General features: G+C 51.2%; 5 protein-coding genes. 3 read left to right on the plus strand and 2 right to left on the minus strand.

Annotated elements, in window-relative coordinates; all coding sequences use genetic code 11:
• Window positions 1-2 precede the first annotated feature (2 nt).
• The 3 genes from AC6B99_RS09540 to AC6B99_RS09550 are packed head-to-tail and all read left to right on the plus strand — an operon-like array spanning window position 3 to window position 3802.
• Complete coding sequence (locus AC6B99_RS09540) at window positions 3-878, plus strand: carbohydrate ABC transporter permease (RefSeq protein WP_056029927.1); 876 nt, start codon at window positions 3-5, stop codon at window positions 876-878.
• 11 nt (window positions 879-889) lie between these two features.
• Complete coding sequence (locus AC6B99_RS09545; RefSeq protein WP_496663255.1) at window positions 890-2053, plus strand: MFS transporter; 1164 nt, start codon at window positions 890-892, stop codon at window positions 2051-2053.
• A 54-nt stretch (window positions 2054-2107) separates the two neighbouring features.
• Entirely contained in the window at window positions 2108-3802 is a 1695-nt protein-coding gene (locus AC6B99_RS09550) for a DUF8769 domain-containing protein (protein WP_496663256.1), read from the plus strand.
• 60 nt (window positions 3803-3862) lie between these two features.
• On the opposite strand, the gene AC6B99_RS09555 is transcribed toward AC6B99_RS09550, so the two are convergent.
• Both AC6B99_RS09555 and AC6B99_RS09560 read right to left on the minus strand, forming a co-directional pair.
• Window positions 3863-5017, minus strand: a complete 1155-nt coding sequence (locus AC6B99_RS09555) for a PQQ-dependent sugar dehydrogenase (protein WP_496663257.1) — start codon at window positions 5015-5017, stop codon at window positions 3863-3865.
• 170 nt (window positions 5018-5187) lie between these two features.
• Window positions 5188-5994, minus strand: coding sequence for an alpha/beta fold hydrolase (locus tag AC6B99_RS09560; protein WP_496663258.1), 807 nt, complete (start codon window positions 5992-5994; stop codon window positions 5188-5190).
• Window positions 5995-6256: the final 262 nt, after the last annotated feature.

Raw genomic sequence — 6256 nt, forward strand, 5'->3', positions numbered from 1 at the left:
CCATGAATGAACGTACGGCAAACCGCGTATTCGATACGGTAAATATTGTTTTGCTTGCCTTGGCAGTTGTAGTTTGTATATTGCCGTTTCTGCATATTATTGCGGTATCGCTCAGCTCCAACTTAGCGATTACGTCGGGCAAGGTAACCCTTTTCCCCGTCGGGTTCAACTGGGATGCGTATGGCAAGGTTTTTTCGGATATGACGATGATTCGGTCGTTAGGGTTTACTGTATTTCTTACGGCGCTGTGCGCTGCGCTATGTATGGCAATGACGATTGTTGCCGCCTATCCGTTAACGAAATCGCAGCTTAAAGGACGCAAGCTGTTCATGATTTTAATCGTCATCACGATGTTTTTCACAGGCGGCATCATTCCGGAATATATCCTCGTGCGTGACCTGAATTTGCTCAATACGGTGTGGGCGCTCGTGCTGCCGGGTCTGATTAGCCCATTTTATCTGATTATTCTGATTTCTTTCTTTAATGGCATTCCGCAAAGCTTGGAGGAAGCGGCTGAAATCGACGGCAGCTCGCATTTTGGAACGCTGATGCGCATCATATTGCCGCTTTCCCTGCCCGTTATGGCGACGCTGTGCCTCTTTTACGCCGTTGGGCGCTGGAATGGCTTTCAGGATACGCTCATGTACATTTCCAAGCCGGAGCTGTATCCGATTCAGCTCAAGCTGTATCAAATGATTCAGAACAATATGGTGTCCGAGCTGTCCAGCCTTGAAGGCAACAGCGGCGGGCCGAAGATTACGCCGGAAAGCTTGAAATCAGCGAGTGTTATTTTTGCTACTGTTCCGATTTTGCTCGTATACCCATGGCTTCAGCGTTATTTTGTCAGTGGCGTAATGCTTGGAGCAGTGAAAGGATAATCAACCTCATCATGAATGACGCGAAAAAAATGCTGCTAAAGCTGCGAGCCTTGTACTTGTTTACAGGGCTTGCTGGCGGTTTGTTCAACCCTTATTTAACGACGCTGCTCGTTCATCAAGGCATGTCGGCGGGTCAGGTAGGCATGATGATGTCGCTGGGCACGCTGCTGTCTATCATCGTTCAACCATTCTGGGGCTACATGGTGGACCGTTACCGCCAGACGAAGCTAGTGCTTGTATGCAGCATCGGCATGCCTGCTGTACTTGCTTACTTTTACAATGTCCACATATTCGCGCTGCTTGTCATCGTGTACACAACGTCGATTATTTTCAGCGTGACGCAAAGCCCAATCGCCGATTCCTATGCCGTTACCGCTGCCCGCGAAGGGCGCACCTCCTATGGGACGATTCGCAGCCTGGGGAGTTTAGGCACGGCGCTTGGCGGTTATGCCGGCGGCTTGTACTTATCTTATTTTCACATTAGCCAGCTGTGGCTGCCGTTTTTTATATTCAGTGCGGCTGGAGTGGCAATGGTGCTGACGCTGTCGAATAAATCGGATAGCTACCGAACGACGGTGAGCTTAACCGAAGGGTTCAAAAAAATGCTCGGCAACCGCAATTTTCTATGGTTTCTTGTAGCCTGCTTTTTTGTCAATCAGACGCTGACCGCCTACAATTCCTTTTTTGTGCTGTCCTTTCAGGAGGCAGGGGGAAGCTTCTCCATGGTCGGCTTTGCGCTGCTGCTCGCTTCGATGACTAATGTGCCCTCCATGCTGCTGGCCGCTAAAATTATTGCCAAGCTCGGCAGGGAACGGACGCTCGTCATTGCCGCTTTCGCCTATGCGCTGCGCTGGGCTGTGCAATGGCTGTTTCCGTACCCGCCTGTCATGATCGGTATCCAAGCGCTGCATGGCTTGTCGTTCGGACTCTTTTATGTCGCAGCGGTCGAGTATGTAGCAAACGTATCGGGCAAGGACATGCAGGCGACCGGGCAAAGTGTATTTAATATGGTTTTTGTCGGTCTGGGCGGCATTATTGGCAACCTGCTTAATGGCTTTTTGTACAATGCGGGTGGCGCACAATTGATGTATCTGGCATGCACGGTCAGTGCTATAATGGGCTTGTTGCTGTTACATGGCGTTAATAAAAGAAGCCGTTCTTTGCAAGGGCATTAATTTAGGGATGAAAACCGGGCGGATAATGGCGGAACTTCTAGGGGGAGAAAGGGCATGGCATGGAAAGAATGGAGCCAGTTGTCGGAGGAGCGCCGTTATTTAGTCGATCAAGCGCTGGCTTATATGGATGCAAAGTATGATGAGAAGGCGAAACTGATTGGCGACAGCGAGGAGCATGGCAAGCACGGCACGAGGGGCAGTGGACATTACGCACTCGGACTGCTGCTGCGCAGCGAGCCGGGCGACATAGAGCGGGCTTGCGAGGTGCTCCATAAAATTATTGATTTGCAATTCGATGCGCCAGATGAAATTTACCATGGCACCTTTAAGAGCACACTTGAGTCAGTCGACCCGCCAGCGGGCAACTACCCTTGGAAAAGCTTAGGGCAGGGCCATGCTTATTTTCTAGCGCAAACCGTTGAAAAAATAACCGAGCGTTTGGTCAGCGGAATAGAAGGCGAGCAAGTGAAAAAGGAATGGGCTGACCGGCTTGTGACGGCGGTAGATGAAGTGCTGCCTCCAGTTTGGAAAAGCTACGATCCGAATTGGCGCGAGTTCATTAGCTGCATTTTTGCTGTCATTTTGGAGCATTTTGCAGGCAAGCTGCCGCAGCAGCTGCTCGGACGTATGGAGCAATCGATGATCAAGGCGGTTACCGGCTCCATAGAACGCCGCTTGTCGGATGTCGTTCCGATGAATTCCAATATTGAGCTGATGCATACGTTTATTACTCATTATTATGGCACGCGCCTGCAGCGCAGCGATTGGCTGGAGCATGCCGACCGCGAGGCGGAGAAGCTTCACGCCCGTTATGCGGAGTTTGGCTCCTTATCCGAATTCAATACGACAACCTATTATGGCGTCGATCTGACGGTGCTTGGTTTATGGCGGCAATACGGAAAGACGGCTGCCTTTAAGCAGCTTGGGCATGCGATGGAGAAGGGGCTTTGGGCCAACATCGCCGATTTTTATAATCCGTATATCGAAAATCTTTCCGGCCCGTTTGCCCGCGCCTATGAAATGGAAATGACCGCCCACAGCTCGCTGGGTGTCATGCTGTATTTGGCGCTCGGCAATGGCTATGAGCATTTTACCGCAATAAACTGTGAGACGGAGCATGATATTATGATCGCGCTTGTCGGTGTAGATGTACCGGAGGAGTTGCTTCCGCAGCTTGCCGAGCATCATCGCGACCGGCTTGTGGAGCAGCCTTTCCGGGAGCTGTGTGAGCGGGACCAGCCGGATGCAAATACAAATTTATGTACAGCGCGGGCTTGGATCGAGAAAGAGCTGATGATGGGTGCCATGTCAGGCAGCAAAAACACGAACGGCCAGCTTCACCCCGCCACGATTCATTGGAAAACGGCGGAGGGGCATAAATACGATCTCCGTCTCATTCGGCGCGAAGTCGGCAAGCATTGGAACACCCATTTGCGAGGTGTCTATTATGAAGCGGCAGTGAATGAACGCGAGCTTGAGGTAGAGGTTCAGTGCGGTGCCGCCGTCGATATTGAATTTTATTTTGAAATTACGGGGCAAGGGGTGGACGCGCGCGGCATTGCGGCCAATCGCTGGACGCTGCCAGGGCTGACGCTTGAAGTTGAGGCGGAGGCTCCAGCTCCTGTTGTGCAAGCTTTTGACAATCGTCTGGAAATCATCTATTTGGTACAAGCGAAAAAATCATTAGAGACACCTGCCGCCCCCAATACAATGAAATTTTTGCTCAGCAGAGTGCAGGGGAAGGTTTAGCACAGTGCCCCCGTTTCCGTTAGAAATGGGGGCACTGCTTCGTTCAAGCGGCGGCATGTTTTACTTCAACTCGTTCACGATCAGCAGCCGATCATCCGTCTCTGCCGGGTTTCCTCTGCCATCGGTGTTATTAGTGATGACATATACACGGCCATCCTTTATTTTCACATCGCGCAGCCGCCCTTCTCCAGCAAAGACGACCGACATTTCCTTTGTTGCAGGGTCATAGCGATACAAGGCACTGCCCACTAGCGTAGCGATCAGCATCCGATTCTGATCGTCAATGGCTGCACCGGAAGGTGCGATAGCCGGCTCGCCAGTATGATAGACGGGCGAGTTCATCCCACTGCCAGTTTGATCGCCATATACGGTGGGCCAGCCATAGTTGCCGCCAGGCTCGATAACGTTAATCTCATCATGACCGCCAGGCGAGCCCGATGGACCATGCTCCGTCACAAGCATGACACCTGTATCTGTCCAGGCCAGTCCCTGTGGATTGCGGTGCCCATAGGAATAAACGTACGAATCCGGGAATGGATTGTCTGCTGGTACCTCGCCATCGAGCGTCATGCGCAATATTTTGCCTGCCAGACTGTCTTTATCCTGTGATAGCTCAGGCTGCTGGGCATCTCCTGTTGTCATATACAGCAGCTTGTCCGGTCCATAGGCCATTCTGCCGCCATCATGATTAAAAGCACCGGGTATTCCCTCCAGCATAACACGTATCTCATCCCAGCTCTCGCCGGTATACTTCAGCTGCACGACGCGGTTGAGCATTTCGCCATTTTCCTCATACGTGTGGTAAGCATACGCCTGCTGCGACTGTTCAAAATCCGGCGCCAGCAAAAAGCCCAGAAATCCGCCCTCGCCGCCGCCATGAACCGATTTAGACAGGTTAACGTTTTGCCTCGTCGATTGATCGCCCTCGATTCGGACAATATGGCCTTCCCGCTCACTAACGTATATAATGTCACCGGCAAACGCAATGACCCAAGGAGCTCGCAGTTTTTCTGCGACAACCTCATAGGGTTCAGTCGATTCGGTCGATGGTTCCGTTGCATCGGATGCAACTGGCACAGCTGTATCCGATGTTGATGCTGGCGATGCCTCAGCGGAGCGCTTAGCTGCCGCCGGATCTTCATTTTGTCCACAAGCGGCCAAAACCCCTAACCATAGGCTCAATATAAGTACAGCTGATACTCGTGTCCATTTCAAGATTCATCCTCTCCTTCTTGTTCTTCTATCACCTATTATTACGCTTCGGGCGCTTCGCCGAAACAGAAAAATGAATAGGGAAAGCTTCAGCCAAGCGATACGTCGAAAGCAAGCCAAAACAGGCGCTGGCTCCAGCACCCGTTTCTTTGGCAGAAGGAATAACATGCCCGTCAGGATACAGACATGATGAAACGCTCCAATATGCAATTAAACGACTCCGGCGCGTCGAGCTGGGCGCAGTGGCCGGCACCGGGCAGCAGCACAAGCTGCGACAGCGTTTCTGCCTTGTGCCAGCTGTGCGCGTGATCCACAAGCACCTTCAAATCTTGATCTCCGTATACGAGCAGCATTTGGTAGGGGACGGGCGTATCTTTTTTTGTGAAAAAATCGCCAAGCCCCGACATGGCTGCAAAAGAGCGCCGATTAAACAGCTTCGCGCCTCGGGCAAATACATCCCGGCCATAGCTGCTGGCGCAGGAAATGGTAGTCACATAACGGCGAAACCGCCCCATGGAAAATAAAAAATAAAACAGCCACCGCAGTCCCTCGCGCTTCTGTTCCTTCCAAATTTCCGCATTTTCGCGATGAATGGAATAACCTCCGACAATCGTAACGGATAGCACCCGCTTGTTAAAACGTTCAGCGAAAGCTTGAGCTGCGAGCGAGCCAAGGGAAACGCCGACCACATGGCAGGCGGCAATGTTGTGCTTATCTAAAACCGCGGCCACAATGTGCGGCATATCTTTTAACGTCACTTTGGTGCCTTGAACTTGGCTGCGGCCATGCCCTGGCATATCAAGGGCTATCACCTGATAGCCGCTCTTGAAATAGCTCGTCTGCTTGCGAAATACCCGATGATCTGCGAACGCCGGGTGGAGAAACAATAGCGTTTGTTTTCCGGGGTTAGGCATGAATTGATATGCTATGCTGCTATTGCGATACGACAGGTGCTGAGCAGTTGCTAGAAGCTCGTTCATAGGAATAGGCCTCCACATTAGGATGCTTATCATTATATTCGAGCTGGCGGGCCGTCATGCCATAAGCATGGATGATGAATAGGGGATAGACTTGCTCGGCGACTGTCTATGCTTCTACTAATTGTAATAGGTAAAAAAAGAACGCCGAAAGTAAAATGTACCCTATAAGATGGACACTTTAAAAAGGTCATCTTGTAGGGTCTTTTTTGTGTACAATAAATAAAAAACGAGCGGTGGTCGAAGCGGATGTCTAAAAAATGCT

The organism is Paenibacillus liaoningensis (assembly GCF_059609455.1).